The sequence below is a fragment of the Muricauda sp. SCSIO 64092 genome, from assembly GCF_023016285.1.
Classification (GTDB): domain Bacteria; phylum Bacteroidota; class Bacteroidia; order Flavobacteriales; family Flavobacteriaceae; genus Croceivirga.
The window spans coordinates 2,061,788-2,078,298 of sequence record NZ_CP095413.1; the positions used below are offsets into that span (position 1 = coordinate 2,061,788).

Genomic DNA, 16,511 nt, shown 5'->3' on the forward strand with positions numbered 1-16,511 from the left:
CAACCGTAATGCGGCACTACACAAAATACAAACCCTTACTACAATTTATGAAATCCAAAAGGGTTATCGGCCCCGCCCATAACCATAACGATATCATTCTTTATACGAATGACTTCAAACTTTGAGGTCCCCTTAACTATTTATTTACCCCTTTTTATTAAGTTCTCACCAATAAATCGCAGTATTTTTTTTCCTTCTTCATCGCACTCAATTCTGGAAAGTGAACCAAAGGCCAATTGGGTATAATGCACAATGGCATTTTTTGTGGCCCCCACGGCACCACTTCTTGTGAAAAGCTTCTTAACCAGGGCTACCTTGCCTGTATTATCCTTGAGCTGGACCCCAAATTCCTGCAGTAAGGTTTCCCTATCCTTTTCGTTCGCCAGTTCCATTGCCTTAAGGTATAGGAAGGTTTTTTTGTTCTCAATGATATCCCCTCCCACTTGTTTTCCAAAAGTCTCTGGATTTCCAAAAGCATCCAAATAATCGTCTTGCAACTGAAAGGCAATACCGAGGTTCTTGCCAAATTCATAGATCAAATCCTGGTTTTTTGTGGAGGCCCTAGCTATGATTGCACCCATTTTTAAAGCGGCAGCGATCAAAACCGAAGTTTTGTATTCTATCATTTTTAAATATTCCGGAATGGTAACGTCCGTCCTCGTTTCAAAGTCCACATCGTATTGCTGCCCCTCACACACTTCCTTTGCCGTTTTGTTGAACAACAGAAAAAGTTCCTTGAGCACATTACCCTCATACCTTTCCAAAAACCGATAGGAATTAATGAGCATAACATCACCGGAGAGGATTCCCGTGTTTATGTCCCATTTTTCATGAACTGTTTGTTTTCCCCTTCGCAATGGGGCATCGTCCATAATATCATCATGGACCAGGGAAAAGTTATGGAACACTTCCACGGCCATTGCCGCATCCAGTGCCGATCGGTAATCTGTTCCAAACAATTCAGCGGCAATTAGTGTAAGTACAGGACGCAATCGTTTTCCGCCCAAACCCAGAATGTAGGCAACGGGATCATACAGTCCATTGGGTTCTTGGGGGCCTTGATAACTTTCCAAATACGCTACAAACTGTTTCTGATAAAAAGTAAGGCGTTGCATGCGAATAATTTTGCTTAAAAATACATTGCCTGTTACAATTAAGTTGTATGCACGTCCAACAGAAGTAGAAAATTTCAAAAAAAATGCAATGGATTTTAAATCCATCGTCTTTAAAGGTGAATAAGGGCATAAAAATGCTAACGGATGAGTCCGAAAAACAATAGCCAACTAAAAATATCGGCATTTTTCGCAGAGGAGTACCATGCACTAAAAGGGTATGTTACCTCTAAAATTGATGATACGGCCGATAGGGATGCCGAGGATATACTCCAAGATGTGGCCCTTAGGATATTCTCCAGACCGGAAAGTGCGCTGCCCATAAACAACATTCCCGGTTTTGTGTACAGCGCAATTAAGAACAGAATAATAGACACTATGCGGACAAAAAAGGAAAAACGCTACGAGGAAAGTGATTTGGACCACCTTTGGACGGAATTTGCAGACTTGTTTTACGGAACGGAAGATTTTCCTTATCCAACGCACGTCATCAATCAATTAAAGACGGCCATCATGGAATTAAAACTCCCATATCGGGATATTATTCTTGCCGTTGACTTTGAGGGCTATTCCTACAGGGAGATTTCAACGGAAACGGGGATTCCCGAAGGTACTTTAATGTCCAGAAGGCATAGGGCCATGTCCCTCCTCTTAAAAAAACTGGAACACAACATAACTTCATAAAAAATAAAGATCATGGATTACAAAAATGAATTGGAACAAAAGATAGAACATAAGGTAACCGATTATGTGGCCAAGGGTTTTAAAATCTTCTTTTTTGCCCTGTTTATGGTGGGATTGCTCTTCCTTATCGGTTATGTCGTAATGCTATTATGGAACTGGTTGATGCCAGAACTATTTGGATTAACGACCATTACGTACTGGCAGGCCTTCGGAATCCTTATACTGGCCAAAATCATTTTTGGTTTTGGTGGGGGAAATGGCCCGGGAAAGAAATACAAAAGAAAATGGAAATCCCAGCGAACCCCAAAGTCCTGCGGTCCGCTCCGAAAGGACTTTTCAGAATGGAAATATTACGATAGGTTTTGGAAAGAAGAGGGAGAGTCCGCCTTTAAGGCCTACGTGGAAAAACAGAGAAACCATGGAGAAAAAGAATAACCGTATCCATGTTAGGCGTAGGTCCCCCAGATTCAGCGGCTTTTTTACCATTTCAGGCAAAAAAACCACAACTCGGTCCAATTTCATCCTATTCCTACGTCATTATAAACAAGGTTTGTAGAAGATTAGAAACTCGTTAAATAAATGTAAAACTTTGGAAACTTTTTTTGTTTTTACAGTTTCCAGTTTAGTTTTGGTCCCTCAAATGAGAAACGACATTTTAAATAAGGCGACCGATCTTTTTTTAAACTACGGGTTTAAAAGTGTGACCATGGATGATTTGGCCCATGAAATGGGGATATCCAAAAAGACCATTTACAGTCATTTTGAAAATAAGACCAAGTTGGTTGAAGAGGCCACTATGAACCTTTTTTGGGAAATATCAAATGGGATAGACCATATCATTGCCCTGAAGAAAAATCCGATCGAAGAGTTATATGAAATCAAAAAATTTGTGATGTCCCGTTTAAAGGACGAGAAGGCCTCCACACTTTACCAGTTACAGAAATACTATCCCAGACTCTTTGAAACCTTAAAGAAAAAGGAGATTGAGGTGATGCAGGACTGTCTGGTCGATAACATTAGAAGGGGAATGGAGATTGGTATTTACCGGGAGAATTTAAACGTGCAGTTTGTGGCACGTATTTATTTTTCCGGTGCCATAAGTTTAAGTGACCACGATCTTTTTCCGGTATCCCTATTCAATAAAGTTGAGCTGGAAGACTACTTTCTAGAATACCATCTAAGGGGGATCGTCACCCCCAAAGGACGGAAAATACTGAACGAAATCATCAATTCAAATCAAGAATAAATGCGAACGATCATCAAACTAAGTATACTACTATTGTTTTGGTCCGTACCACTAAGTGCACAGGAAACCAAAACCTCCTTTTCTTTGGATGAGGCTATAGCCTATGCGCTGGAACACAACTACCAATCCATCAATGCCAGTAGGGATTTGGTGGACGCCCAAAAGCAAAAATGGGAAACCATTGCCTCCGGATTGCCCCAAATAGATGGAAGTGTGTCCTACCAAAACCAAATAAAACAACAGGTGGTCCAATTGCCCGGGGAAATCGCAGGGCAACCTCCAGGTACTTTTTTCGAGACACCTCTGGGACAACCACAACAAGTGACCGCAACTGGCACGCTAAGACAGCAAATTTTTGATGGATCCTATATTGTAGGTGTACAGGCCACCAAGGCCTTTGTTCAATTTAGCAAGAACAATAAGGAAAAAACCGATTTGGATGTCACGCGGTCCGTGGTAGAAGCCTATGGCAACGTATTGCTGGCCCAAGAGAGCGTGGCCATCTTTGAAAAGAACACGGCCACTTTGGAGAAAAACCTCTATGAGACCAAAAAGATTTTTGAAAACGGCCTGGGGGATGAAGAGAGCGTGGATCAGTTACAGATTACCCTTTCCTCCGTGGACAACCAATTGAAGAATGCAAGGCGATTGGAAAAGATTACCTTACAGATGCTCAACCTCATGATGGGCATCCCTTTGGACAATCCTACCCAATTGACCGAAAATCTGGATGCCCTTACGCAAAGGAAAATAGATTACGGCCTTTTGGATACCCAGCTTGTAATGGAAGAAAATATAGACTACAAGACGGTCTTTAACCTTAATGAGCAACGATTCTTTGAGTTAAAATTGGCAAAAAGTAGGGCACTGCCCACATTAAACGCTTTTATCAACTATGGGGGAAACTCCTTTAGCGACCAATTCAACTTTCTAAGTCAAGGCCAACAATGGTTCGGCTTCTCCACCTTTGGAGTGGACCTGAACATTCCCATTTTTAGTTCTTTGGGAAGAAGTGCCAGTACCCAACGGGCCAAAATTGCCTATGAAAAAGCAAAGACCCAGCTTACGGAAACCCAGGAACAAGTAAGGTTGCAATTGGAAAATGCCAAAAGCGATTACATTCTGGCCATAGAGGAATACCAGACCTCCAAGGATAATTTGGAGCTGGCGGAACGGATTGAAAACAAAAACCAGATAAAATATTCCGAAGGCCTGGCCACCAGTTTTGAACTGCGCCAAGCACAGACCCAATTATACGATACCCAGCAAGAATACCTGCAGTCCATGGTAGATGTGATCAACCGCAAGACTGATTTGGAAATTATTTTAAACAAATAAAATCAATCAAAATGAAAAAAATTGTTTTACTTATACTTACGGCATTGGTCATCATCTCTTGTGGTGGTGGAAGCTCCAGCTCAGTTGAAGACGTACTGGGTGCGGATGTCAAGACGATTCGGGCAAAAAGGACGGAGGTAGAGACCCAACTCAAGGCATTGGAAGGCCAAATTGCCCTGTTGGATTCCGCCTTGGCCGCAAAAGATGACAACGCCAAGCTACCTCTGGTGACCACTTTTAAAGCAAAAGAAGAAAAGTTTAATCACTATTTGGAGCTGCAGGGAGACGTTATGACCAAACAAAATGTCCTCATATATCCGGAAATGTCCGGAACGCTGCAACGCGTTTATGTAAAAGAAGGCCAAAATGTAGCTAAAGGACAGCTTTTGGCCAGTATAGATGATGGTGGCCTATCCAGTCAATTGACCCAAATGGAAACACAGTTGGACTTGGCCAAGACCACTTTTGAACGCCAAAAAAGATTGTGGGAGCAGAACATTGGTTCAGAAATTCAATATTTACAGGCAAAAACGCAATATGAAGCACAAGAAAGTGCAGTAGCGCAGATGCAAAGCCAGGTGGCAAAATCCAGTATTAGGGCCCCATTCTCCGGAATCATAGATGACGTCATCAAGGATCAGGGTACGGTTGTAGCTCCCGGTCAAGGCTCTGAAGTTTTTCGGATCGTTAACCTTTCCGATATGTACATTGAAGTGGAAGTTCCGGAAAGCCATCTCCCCAATGTCACCGCCAATAAGGAGGCCAAAGTCTATTTTCCCGTACTGGGAGACAGTGTGACCACCAAGGTAAGGCAAACCGGGAATTTTATAAATCCCGCCAATAGGGCTTTTACCGCAGAGATTCCGGTGCCTGCCAATGGGGGAAAAATTAAGCCAAACCTTACTGCCAGGGTAATGATCAATGATTACACCAATGAGAGTGCCATCTTGATCCCCCAAAGCATTGTTTCGGAAAATGCCGAGGGAGAGCAATATGTGTACCTGGTGGAAGCGGATTCTTCCAATTCCGGAATGGTTGCCAGAAAGGCCATCATAACCACAGGAAAAACCCAAGGGGACCACGTGGAAGTCCTATCGGGAATCAACAGTGGTGATGGTGTTATTGATGAAGGGGCACGCAGTGTTCGCGATGGACAAAAAGTAAAGGTCCATTCCGATGGTTTAGGATTAACGACCAATTAAAAAACATTATGGGAAAACAGCAAAAAAGCATAAACAAGGAATTTAAGCTGGCCTCTTGGGCCATTGACAACAAAACCACAATGTATGTTTTGATTGTCGTGATACTTTTCCTGGGCGCATCGGCCTATTTCAGTATGCCCAGGGAAAACTTTCCTGAAATCAAGGAAACCAAGATTTATATCAGTTCCCTTTATCCGGGAAACACTGCGGAGGATATTGAAAAGCTCATAACCGACCCTTTGGAGGACGAGTTAAAAACGGTAAGCAATGTAATCGAGATTACTTCGACCTCTCAGGAGGATTATTCGATCATCGTTGTTGAATTTGATGAAAAAATCTCTGTTGAAGCTGCCAAACAAAAGGTAAAGGACGAAGTAGACTCGCAGACGGCCGGGGAAGACTGGCCTACCTTCAACGATGCCAAGGTAGAGCCCAACGTCTTCGATTTAAGTATGTCCGAGGAAATTCCCATTCTCAACATCAACATTTCCGGAGACTATCCAGTGGATAAACTCAAGGAATTTGGCGAGTACTTGGAAGATGAGATTGAAAGTCTCCAGGAAATAAAGCAAGTGGATATCCGGGGCGCACAGGAAAAGGAAGTGGAAGTGGCCGTGGATATCTATAAAATGATGGCCGCCCAGGTGAGTTTTGATGATGTGATCAGCAAGATCAGTCAGGAAAATACAACCATTTCCGCAGGCAACTTGATTACAAGCGGCCAACGACGGACCATAAGGATCCTTGGAGAGATTGAAAGCCCTTCGGAACTGGAGGATTTTGTCGTAAAATCTGAAAACAACAATCCCATCTACCTTAAGGATATTGCAAAAATCTCCTTTAAAGAGGAGGACAAGACCACTTATGCCCGCGAATTTGGTCATCCAGTGGTCATGTTGGATGTTAAAAAGCGCGCCGGAAAGAATATGGTTGCCGCGGCGGAACAAATTCAGGAAATCGTAGAGGATGCCAAGGCAAATGTGTTCCCCCAGGACCTGGAAATTACCATTGCCAATGACCAATCCTCAAAAACTATTGGACAGGTAGACGATTTGGTGAACAATATCATCTTTGGGATCATCCTGGTGGTTACCGTATTAATGTTCTTCCTTGGTTTTAAGAATGCGCTTTTTGTGGGGTTTGCCATCCCTATGTCCATGTTCATGTCCTTAATGATCCTGAACACTTTGGGCTATACCATGAATACCATGATCCTGTTTGGTTTAATTATGGGACTTGGGATGTTGGTGGACAACGGAATTGTGGTAGTGGAAAATGTCTATCGCCTAATGGATAAAGAGGGAATGTCAAGGATCCAGGCGGCAAAAAAGGGGATTGGAGAGATTGCCTTTCCCATTATCATTTCCACTGCAACAACCGTCGCGGCCTTTATTCCATTAGGTTTATGGCCCGGGGTCATGGGACAGTTCATGATTTACTTCCCGGTAACCCTGTCCGTGGTGTTGGGATCTTCCCTCTTTGTGGCCATCTTCTTTAACTCCGTTTTGGTTTCCCAGTTCATGAAAACCGAGGATGAGGAAATGCCCTTTGCACAGATTATCCGGCTAACGGCCATTATGGGAACTTTTGGAGTGATCATTTTAATTTTTGGAGGGGAATATCGCGCATTGGGATCCTTGATGATCGTAACCGGAATTTTGCTTTGGGGCTATCGCCTGTTCCTTAGAAAGTGGGCCAATGGATTCCAAAACAAAATTTTGCCAAAGTGGGAACGCTGGTACGAAAAAACCTTGCGGTATGCACTTTCGGCAAGAAGGCCAATTTACATCGCCATTGGAACATTTGTCCTATTGATCATTGCATTTATGGGCTTTGGGGCTTCCGTGGGGAGCCAGCGTACCAAGGTGGAGTTCTTCCCGGACAACACCCCAAACCAGATTATCGTCTACATTGAATATCCTGAGGGCACGGATATAGAAAAAACCAATACCATCACTAATGATATTGAAAAAAGGGTGTACGATATCATCAATGAGGATTCCTATATGAATGGAGGCTACAACTTCCTAACGGAAAGTGCCGTATCACAAGTTGGGGAAGGGGCAGGCAATCCGCAAACCGATGGTGGTTCCCAGGCAGAAATGCCACACCGGGGAAAGATTACCGCCACCATGCGGGAATACAAATATCGAGATGGGGCAGATAGTAATGAACTGCTAAAGAAGGTTCAGGAAGCCCTTAAGGATATCTATCCCGGAGTAGCGATATCGGTCGAAAAAGATGCCATTGGTCCTCCGGTGGGTTATCCCATTAATATTGAATTGGAGGGCAATGATTATACGGAGTTGATCAATACCGCCGAAAAAATGCGAAATTTCATTAACTCCAAAAACATTCCCGGAGTCGATGAACTCAAAATTGATGTGAACAAATCCAAACCCTCCATGGTGGTCCAGGTAGACCGTAAGAAAGCAGGGGAGTTGGGCGTGCCTACAGGAATGGTTGGTCAACAACTTAGGAATTCCATCTTTGGGGCAAAAGCAGGAATCTATAAAGAAGACGGGGAGGATTATGACATCTATGTGCGTTTCAATAAGGAAAATCGATACAATACCAGTGCCATCTTTAACCAGCGGGTGACCTTTAGGGACCAGTCTTCCGGTCAAATCAAGGAAGTACCTGTTTCTGCAGTGGCCAAACAAGTGAATACGTCTGGGTTCAGCGCTATAAAACATAGGGATACCCGAAGGGTAGTGACCGTTTATTCCGCTTTGGCCCCCGGATTTACGGATGCTGGCGCAGTGGTGAGCAAAATTCAGGATGAGATGACCTCTTTCGCGGAACTTCCCAGCGCCATTAAAATAGATTATACCGGGCAATTGGAAGAAGAGGCAAAACAAATGGCCTTCTTGATGGGTGCCTTTTTCACTGGATTGGGATTGATCTTCTTCATCTTGATATTTCAATTTAACTCGGTCACAAAACCGGCAATCATTATGTTGGCCATCTTCTTAAGCCTAATAGGCGTATTTGGGGGAATTGTATTGACCGGTAGTGCTTTTGTGATTATGATGACCATGATGGGAATCATATCCTTGGCGGGAATTGTTGTGAATAATGGAGTGGTGCTCTTGGATTACACACAATTGCTGATAGACCGTAAAAAAGTGGCCCTTGGTCTCAATGAAGAGGATATGTTGGCGCCAAATGACTTTTATGAAGCCGTAATAAAAGGAGGAAAGGCAAGATTGCGTCCTGTATTGCTTACTGCCATTACCACCATTCTTGGCTTAATTCCGCTGGCAACGGGTTTTAACATTAACTTTTTTACCTTGCTCAGTGAGTTCAATCCACAAATTTATTTTGGTGGTGACAATGTTATTTTTTGGGGTCCCTTGGCCTGGACGGTAATCTATGGTCTTATTGTGGCCACATTCCTCACCTTGGTGGTGGTTCCAATTTTGTTCAGTATCGTCTACAAAATAAAGGTCCGCATCAAAAGGAACAGAATACAAAAAGTAGAGAAGAAAAAAGAAGAATTGGGCATGGCGGCATAGCCCTTAAAAGCAGGTATAAAAAAAGCCCCGGCATTTTGTCCGGGGCTTTTTTAATTCATTACCGTTAACTATAATTGTACCGAAACCACTTCTGATTGGTTCCAATTCTTTACAGAGGCAATTCGATTGTTCTCAAAATCCACCTCCCTTAAAATTTCGCCTTCCCAGAAAAACCATTTTCCTTCCCTTTTGCCATCCACATATTTCCCAGAGGCAATTTTCTTACCTTTTACATCGTACATGAACCATTGTCCGTGTAATTTACCTTTTAACAGATAACCTGTTTGTGCTATTTCACCATTTTCATGAAAATATGTAGCTTTTACCATTTTCCCCACTTTTTCCAAAGTCGGTTTGGTATTTTGCGCGTACATACCAACCGAAAACATAACCGCAAGAATCAATAATACTTTCTTCATAATATATGGGTTTGTTATTTCTATCTTTAACATTAACGATACAAATATACAAATTATTTTACTTTTAATTCATTTTAAAGTAACTATTTATTTACATTAAATTTACATTAAATATGTAAATACTTGTTTTATAGATGGTTGAATTTTTGTAAGAAAAACTATAAAAATTTATATTCTGTATAAACGGTCAAAAAAACCGTATAAACGGTATTTTAAAAGCTGGGCAAAAAATGTCCCAGCAAAAAAATGGAACTCACTAAATTTGCCGTTCAAAATGTATATTCATGTACAGAACCCATACCTGTGGCGAATTAGGAGCTTCGCATATTGACCAACAGATCGTTTTAAGTGGTTGGATTGCCAAATTACGTGATAAAGGTTTTGTGGTCTGGATAGATCTACGCGACCGTTACGGGATAACGCAGCTCGTCTTTGATGAAGAACGGACTCCAAAAGATCTTTTGGAACAAGCCCGAAACCTGGGAAGGGAAACCGTACTACAGATAAAGGGCAAGGTCATTGAACGCGCCTCCAAAAACCCCAATATTCCAACCGGCGCCATAGAAGTACTGGTCAATGAGCTCGCCATTCTCAATGAAGCACTGCTTCCCCCCTTTACCATTGAGGATGAGTCCGATGGTGGGGAAGACCTTCGGATGAAATATCGTTATTTGGACATTCGTAGGAATCCAGTAAAAAACAACCTCATCTTTAGGCATAAGGTTACCATGGAGATTCGTAAATATCTGTCCGACCAAGGATTTATTGAGGTGGAAACCCCTTATTTGATCAAGTCCACCCCCGAAGGGGCACGTGATTTCTTGGTGCCAAGCCGGATGAACGAAGGCCAATTCTACGCCCTGCCCCAATCCCCCCAGACCTTTAAACAATTACTTATGGTAGGGGGAATGGATAAGTACTTCCAGATCGTAAAGTGTTTTAGGGATGAAGATCTCCGGGCGGACCGTCAGCCGGAGTTCACCCAAATAGACTGTGAAATGGCCTTTGTGGAACAAGAAGATATTCTTAACACCTTTGAAGGATTGACCAAGTACCTGCTTAAGGAAACCAAGGGTGTAGTGGTAGGGGATTTCCCCCGAATGACCTATGATGAAGCCATGAAACGGTATGGAAATGACAAACCCGATATCCGTTTTGGCATGGAGTTTGGCGAACTCAATGAAGTTTCACAGCACAGGGATTTCAACGTTTTCAATGCTGCAGAATTGGTAGTGGGTATTGCCGTTCCAGGTGCTGCTTCCTACACCAGAAAGGAAATTGACAAACTCATTGATTGGGTAAAACGGCCGCAAGTAGGGGCCAAGGGAATGGTCTATGTAAAGTGCAATGAAGACGGTTCCTATAAATCTTCCGTCGACAAATTTTATGGTCAGAAAGATTTGGCCAAATGGGCTCTGGCCACAGGAGCCCAGAAAGGGGATTTGATTTGTGTCCTTTCCGGGGAAAGAAATTCCACAAGAAGCCAACTTAGTGCCTTGCGTATGGAAATGGCGGAGCGATTGGGTTTGCGAAAACCCGATGAATTTGCCCCGCTTTGGGTCATTGACTTCCCTTTGTTGGAGTTGGATGAAGAAACAGGACACTACCACGCCATGCACCATCCTTTCACCTCCCCAAAACCCGGTCAATTGGGACTCCTGGATTCCGATCCCGGGGCGGTACGGGCCAATGCCTATGATTTGGTGCTGAACGGCAATGAAATTGGGGGGGGGTCCATTCGGATCCACGATAAGGAAATACAGGCCATTATGTTTAAGCATTTAGGTTTTACTCCCGAAGAAGCCAAAGCCCAATTTGGATTTTTGATGGATGCCTTTCAGTATGGCGCTCCGCCACATGGCGGTATTGCCTTTGGTTTAGATCGATTGGTCGCCATTTTGGGTGGACAGGAAACCATTAGGGATTTTATCGCCTTCCCCAAAAACAATAGTGGCCGGGACGTAATGATCGATGCCCCGGCAACAATTGATCAAGGGCAATTGAAGGAGTTACATTTGAGGTTAGATTATTAGAAATCTAGCTTAGTTTGGATTTCAATTTTTGGAGTAAAAGTACCTATTATCACAAATGGGTTTCTCCCCGTAAAATGAAAGCGTTTTGTCGTACCTAAGAACAAGTGTAAATCCTTAGTTTTAGCAAAATCATCAATATATTTTTTCTTAACCAACTCACAAGCTCTTTCTTCGTTTCCTTCCCTGTTCAAGCAGTTCCAAAAGAGTTGTCCAATTTCCCAATCTTCTATCATCAAAGTGCTTTGACGACCTTGAACATCTTCAAATTTGTATGAAAATTTATAAGGTAGTTTTTTAACAACCTCGAAACCCTTATCTGTGCTTTCAAATAAATTGAATTGCTGTAAACTTGCCAATTTTTTATCGTCCCATTCACGGTCAACAGGCTCAATAATAAAATCAACGATTTTTGAGGGCTTGAAAACAGCCAGGGAAGTGCCAATATCCCTGTTTTGTGCTTCTTCTATAAGTTTGGTTAAATCGTTATGGACTTTTTTTAATACTATATCCTTGCGTTTTGCCCAATTCCCTTTGGTGTCCAGTTCATCAACTTTTTCAAAGGAAGTATTAGCAGTCACAGGGCGATAACTCTCTGGTCTGAAATCGGAATCGTTTTTCACCAAATCAACTTCAACCCAATCATATTTTTTATACTGGTCTTTGTAGGCCTTTTTTCGAAACTCTACAGGATAAATTCTTATCCAAGAACCGTCCTCCGTAAATCCTGCAGTACATACCAACTCATCATATTTAGTTGATAATGTGGGATAGGTTTTTACGGTTATCAGGACTTTGGTTTTCAAGGACTCGCTAAAGGTTTTTTTGTGTGATTTCCCAACCTTCCATTTTCCCAAGCTCTTTAGCGACTACCCCTCTATGGCACATACATACCTCTTTCTCAAAACAGGTAATAGCTACTCGTTTGTACTCCTCACATAAGTCCTTCAATTTTTCGAGGTAACTTTTATTTTCCTGTAGTGTGGTTTTTTGATAGTTGTCAAATAAGTTTTGATAATCGACAAGGGAATTTAATTCTTTTCGCTCTTGCGATTGTATTCCCAATTGTGGGATGTGAATAAACTTAATCCCAATGCTTTCACAAGCATTTTGAAGTTGACTTTTTGAAAAGCCGTATTTCATGCTAAAGGAGTTCTTCCGAACATCTACCAATAGTTTTACATTATTGATGATTAGCTTGTTTAAGTATTTCTCTAAACTAATTCCTTCATAGCCAATGGTAAAAAACATGGAGTTGTCAAATGTGCGTTTTTGAGAATTGACTTTGTTCAATTCCTCCTCATCTAGAACCTTATCGACAATCTTGCTATTAATCGCAAAATAGGGGTATTTTGTATAGATTTCTTTGATTAAGTCTTCTGATTCAAAATCTTTGTAAGTTGAATAGACCCAGTTTATTGATACAACATCTTCTTTCCTGAGTTCTCTCTTATAGTCGGTCTTATCTATACAATTCCATGTGCGATTTTCTCGTTCAACATTTCCAAGCTTAATCATTGTGGTAAGGTCTTGATTCGCTTGAAACGAAAAGCAACCATATTTATAGGGAACAAAATCAAAAGCCTTTTTATCCTGTTTTCTAGTGGCTAAAAACAGTAACTTTTGGAAGTTCAAATTATCCAAACTTCCTCCAAATTGTTGGATTAGAGCGAGTATATATTTTCTTCTGTAATACATATATCCTTTCAGGTAAACACTTTTTCTCTCTTGTTTATTGCTAACAAGTCCAATTTTTGGTCAAAACTACAAAAAGTCAAGCATCCAAAATTGTCAAGATTCTTCGTCCATCAAAAGTAAGAATACATTATTACAGACCTTTTGGGCTTTTAAAACCTATTAGCTCTATTTACCTTTGCGAGAACACAACAAAACTTGTACACCACAAAAACATACTTAAAAAGATTCCTCAAATGGCGATACCGAAATATCTCCAACAAGACCTTTATACAGATCATGAGCGTTTTGGTAGGGTTTTTGGCAGGATTGGTTGCGGTAACCTTAAAAAACCTCACCTATTTTATTGAGGCCCTTCTTGAAAAAGGAATCAGTATTTCCCAAAACCAATTGTATTTTATCCTGCCCGTTATGGGTCTTGCCTTGGTGTATCTATATGTGAAGTTTATCCATAAACACCCCTTGGGCCATGCCATTTCCTCCATTTTGTTCTCCCTGTCCAAAAACAAGGGCCTGTTGGACATCAAAAAAATATACTCCCCTTTAATTGCCGCACCTTTAACCGTGGGGTTTGGAGGTTCCGTCGGGTTACTGGGCCCTGCAATTGAATCCGGAGCCGCCGTAAGCTCAAACCTGAGCCGATTTTTCCATATTGAGGCAAAGACCCGCTCCCTCCTGATCGCCTGTGCATCCGCAGGGGCCATAGCCTCCATTTTCCAGTCCCCCATAGCAGCCATTATTTTTGCCGTTGAGGTCTTTAGTTTGGACCTGACCATGTTATCCGTGCTGCCCCTGTTATTGGCATCCATATCCGGAGTGCTTACCTCCTATTTTTTTCTGGGGAACGAAACCCTGTTCAATTTTTCACTTTCAGAAGGGTTCCGTCTCGAGGATACGCTTTTCTACATTGTCTTGGGATTGGGTACCGGGATTGCCTCCGTGTATTTTACAAAAATGTACTTCTGGATCCTTTCATTGTTCAAACCTTTTAAAAGTCCAAAATACAAGCTTTTGATCGGGGGGATTGCCATTGGCGCCATGCTCTACGTTATTCCACCGCTTTATGGGGAGGGTTTTGGGTTTATCAACGATCTGTTGGATGGAAGGGCATTGATAGCTCTGGGAAACACCCCCTTCAATGATTATCTGGACAACATTTGGGTCGTAATTGCCCTGCTCTTTGGTATTACTATTTTTAAGGCCATAGCCATGACCACCACTTTTGCGGCCGGTGGTGCAGGAGGTGTGTTTATCCCTACCATGGTCATGGGCAGCGCCCTGGGCAATGTGGTGGCCAAAATCATCAATAATATCGGTTTTGGTTTTCAGGTCAATGAGAGCAATTTTACCTTAATTGGTATGGCCGGCCTAATTGCCGGGGTCATCCATGCCCCGTTGACCGCAATCTTTTTAATTGCGGAAATCACGGGCGGATACCAACTCTTTGTTCCCCTAATGATTACCGCCTCCATATCATACCTCATTACCAAAAACACCTTGGACTATACCATTTATACCAAGGAGCTGGCGGCAAAGGGGGAACTGTTGACCCACAATAAGGATGAGGCCGTACTTACATTGATGCAATTGGATGACGTGATCGAAACCAACTTCAAGTCCGTACATCCCGAAATGACCTTGGGGGAAATGTTGCACGAATCGGTTTCCAAATCGAACCGAAATATTTTTCCGGTACTTGTTGAAAAGCGAATGGTAGGTGTTGTGTTGTTGGATGATATTCGGGAATTTATGTTTGATACCAAAAAATATGACAGCACCTTTGTAAAGGATTATATGCACCGGCCCCCGGAATTTATTTTTTACACATCGGACAGTATGAAACAGGTAATGCAAAAATTTCAGGATAGTGGCGCCTGGAACCTTCCCGTTATCAAAGAAGACGAATACCTGGGATTTGTTTCCAAATCAAAGCTATTGACGGCCTACAGAAGAAAATTGATCACTTATACGCGTTAAAATGAAATTGAAATATCTGATAGTGGCCATCGTTTTGGCTTCTTTTGGTTCCATTATTTACGGCTTTCATATAAAACCCGAGGCGAACGCCATGGGAAACAAATTCATTGGTTTTGGCACGATTGGCCTGTTTTTGGTTGCCATGCCCCTATTTCTCTACAAGGAAAGCAAGGGTAAAAAAATGAAGGATTATATGTTAACCGAAGAAAACATTAGAAAAATGCGAAAGAAAGAGCGGAAAAAAGATGAAAATCAATAATTTTTAGATTATTTAAATTCAATTTAAACCATTCTATTACAAAAGGATTACTTTCGCACTTTAACACATTACTATTTCTAATGACTGGTACAGTAAAATTTTTCAATGAATCCAAGGGTTATGGATTTATTACCAACGATGAAACAGGCAAGGACATTTTTGTTCATGTAACAGCACTCAACGGTTTACAGTTGAATGATGGTGACAAGGTAGAATATGTAGAAGAAGAAGGAAGAAAAGGTTTGGTAGCCGGACAGGTCCAAATTATTTGATCGTAATATTTTATTTTGAGTACGCATTCGCCCGAGCTATTTGCTCGGGTTTTTTTGTAACTAATATCGTGTGGACCCACTTAATTTAACGTCTGTTCGAAGTAAACAGCATTCAAAAGAGTCAAGTTAATTAATCATTTGGAATATATCTGTGTCATGTCGACAGAGCGAAGTATGAGCGACGAGACATCTCGCGTAATGAGATTCCTCCTCGTTCCTCGTTCGGAATGACAGGGTTTCTTTATTAAAACATTTTAATACGGAGATCAATTTCCAATAAATCGAACGGACGTTAATTCAGATTTCTTTTTTGGATAAAAAAGCGTTTTAGCAATTCCGCTGATTCCAACTCCATAATTCCACTGACCACTTCAGTTTTGGGATGAAGTGTTGTTCCCATGACGCCAAAGCCCCTTTCCAAATCCCTTGCCCCGTACACCAATTTGGAAATCTGACTCCAATACAAGGCCCCGGCACACATCTGGCAGGGCTCCAAGGTCACGTACATTGTACATCCAGTAAGGTATTTACCCCCCAAAAAATTGGAAGCCGCCGTTATGGCCTGCATTTCGGCATGTGCGGTTACATCATGCAATTTCTCCGTTAAATTATGCGCCCGGCCTATAATTCGATTGTTGATCACAACCACGGCGCCCACGGGCACCTCACCATTTTCAAAAGCGGTTTCGGCCTCTTGCAGTGCCTTTTTCATAAAATAATTGTCGTCAAACGGGTTTTTCATAGTAGCTATTACCTACA

At 42.0% G+C, this 16,511-nt stretch carries 15 protein-coding genes; 10 read left to right on the forward strand and 5 right to left on the reverse strand.

Translation table 11 applies throughout. From position 1 onward, the window contains the following. Positions 1-140 precede the first annotated feature (140 nt). Complete coding sequence (locus tag L0P88_RS08485; protein WP_247134167.1) at positions 141-1,115, reverse strand: polyprenyl synthetase family protein; 975 nt, start codon at positions 1,113-1,115, stop codon at positions 141-143. Between the two features lie 144 nt (positions 1,116-1,259). Here L0P88_RS08485 and L0P88_RS08490 point away from each other — a divergent pair, with 144 nt between their 5' ends. From L0P88_RS08490 to L0P88_RS08515, 6 genes are all read left to right on the forward strand, one after another. Then, complete coding sequence (locus tag L0P88_RS08490; protein ID WP_247134168.1) at positions 1,260-1,796, forward strand: RNA polymerase sigma factor; 537 nt, start codon at positions 1,260-1,262, stop codon at positions 1,794-1,796. 12 nt (positions 1,797-1,808) lie between these two features. After that, positions 1,809-2,231: a hypothetical protein gene (locus L0P88_RS08495; protein ID WP_247134169.1), complete on the forward strand. Its 423-nt coding sequence runs from the start codon at positions 1,809-1,811 to the stop codon at positions 2,229-2,231. A 205-nt stretch (positions 2,232-2,436) separates the two neighbouring features. Further along, positions 2,437-3,042 carry a TetR/AcrR family transcriptional regulator gene (locus L0P88_RS08500; protein ID WP_247134170.1) on the forward strand — a complete coding sequence of 202 codons (606 nt, stop codon included), beginning with the start codon at positions 2,437-2,439 and terminating at the stop codon, positions 3,040-3,042. Continuing rightward, the gene (locus tag L0P88_RS08505) at positions 3,043-4,380 is read left to right on the forward strand and encodes a TolC family protein (RefSeq protein WP_247134171.1); all 1,338 of its coding nucleotides are present in this window, start codon (positions 3,043-3,045) and stop codon (positions 4,378-4,380) included. An 11-nt stretch (positions 4,381-4,391) separates the two neighbouring features. Next, entirely contained in the window at positions 4,392-5,582 is a 1,191-nt protein-coding gene (locus tag L0P88_RS08510; protein ID WP_247134172.1) for an efflux RND transporter periplasmic adaptor subunit, read from the forward strand. Between the two features lie 8 nt (positions 5,583-5,590). Continuing rightward, positions 5,591-9,100, forward strand: coding sequence for an efflux RND transporter permease subunit (locus L0P88_RS08515; RefSeq protein WP_247134173.1), 3,510 nt, complete (start codon positions 5,591-5,593; stop codon positions 9,098-9,100). 68 nt (positions 9,101-9,168) lie between these two features. Here the strand turns inward: L0P88_RS08515 and L0P88_RS08520 are convergent, their stop codons facing one another. Beyond that, the gene (locus L0P88_RS08520) at positions 9,169-9,519 is read right to left on the reverse strand and encodes a toxin-antitoxin system YwqK family antitoxin (RefSeq protein ID WP_158778067.1); all 351 of its coding nucleotides are present in this window, start codon (positions 9,517-9,519) and stop codon (positions 9,169-9,171) included. A 284-nt stretch (positions 9,520-9,803) separates the two neighbouring features. Here L0P88_RS08520 and aspS point away from each other — a divergent pair, with 284 nt between their 5' ends. After that, positions 9,804-11,552 (forward strand): aspartate--tRNA ligase, encoded by a 1,749-nt coding sequence (gene aspS / locus L0P88_RS08525; protein ID WP_247134174.1) that lies wholly within the window; start codon positions 9,804-9,806, stop codon positions 11,550-11,552. Here aspS and L0P88_RS08530 read toward each other — a convergent pair. Together L0P88_RS08530 and L0P88_RS08535 are read right to left on the reverse strand one after the other, a co-directional pair. Continuing rightward, on the reverse strand, positions 11,549-12,355 hold the full coding sequence (locus L0P88_RS08530; protein WP_247134175.1) for a hypothetical protein: 807 nt from the start codon (positions 12,353-12,355) through the stop codon (positions 11,549-11,551). The genes aspS and L0P88_RS08530 overlap by 4 nt on opposite strands. 7 nt (positions 12,356-12,362) lie before the next feature. Further along, positions 12,363-13,247 carry a DUF488 family protein gene (locus L0P88_RS08535; protein WP_247134176.1) on the reverse strand — a complete coding sequence of 295 codons (885 nt, stop codon included), beginning with the start codon at positions 13,245-13,247 and terminating at the stop codon, positions 12,363-12,365. A 276-nt stretch (positions 13,248-13,523) separates the two neighbouring features. Here L0P88_RS08535 and L0P88_RS08540 point away from each other — a divergent pair, with 276 nt between their 5' ends. The 3 genes from L0P88_RS08540 (at position 13,524) to L0P88_RS08550 (ending at position 15,752) form a co-directional block, all read left to right on the forward strand. Beyond that, on the forward strand, positions 13,524-15,221 hold the full coding sequence (locus L0P88_RS08540; RefSeq protein WP_247134177.1) for a chloride channel protein: 1,698 nt from the start codon (positions 13,524-13,526) through the stop codon (positions 15,219-15,221). 1 nt (position 15,222) lies between these two features. Next, positions 15,223-15,480: a hypothetical protein gene (locus L0P88_RS08545; RefSeq protein WP_247134178.1), complete on the forward strand. Its 258-nt coding sequence runs from the start codon at positions 15,223-15,225 to the stop codon at positions 15,478-15,480. 80 nt (positions 15,481-15,560) lie between these two features. Further along, entirely contained in the window at positions 15,561-15,752 is a 192-nt protein-coding gene (locus L0P88_RS08550) for a cold-shock protein (protein WP_158778062.1), read from the forward strand. Between the two features lie 292 nt (positions 15,753-16,044). Here L0P88_RS08550 and L0P88_RS08555 read toward each other — a convergent pair whose 3' ends face one another. Then, positions 16,045-16,494: a nucleoside deaminase gene (locus L0P88_RS08555; protein ID WP_158778061.1), complete on the reverse strand. Its 450-nt coding sequence runs from the start codon at positions 16,492-16,494 to the stop codon at positions 16,045-16,047. Between the last annotated feature and the right edge of the window lie 17 nt (positions 16,495-16,511).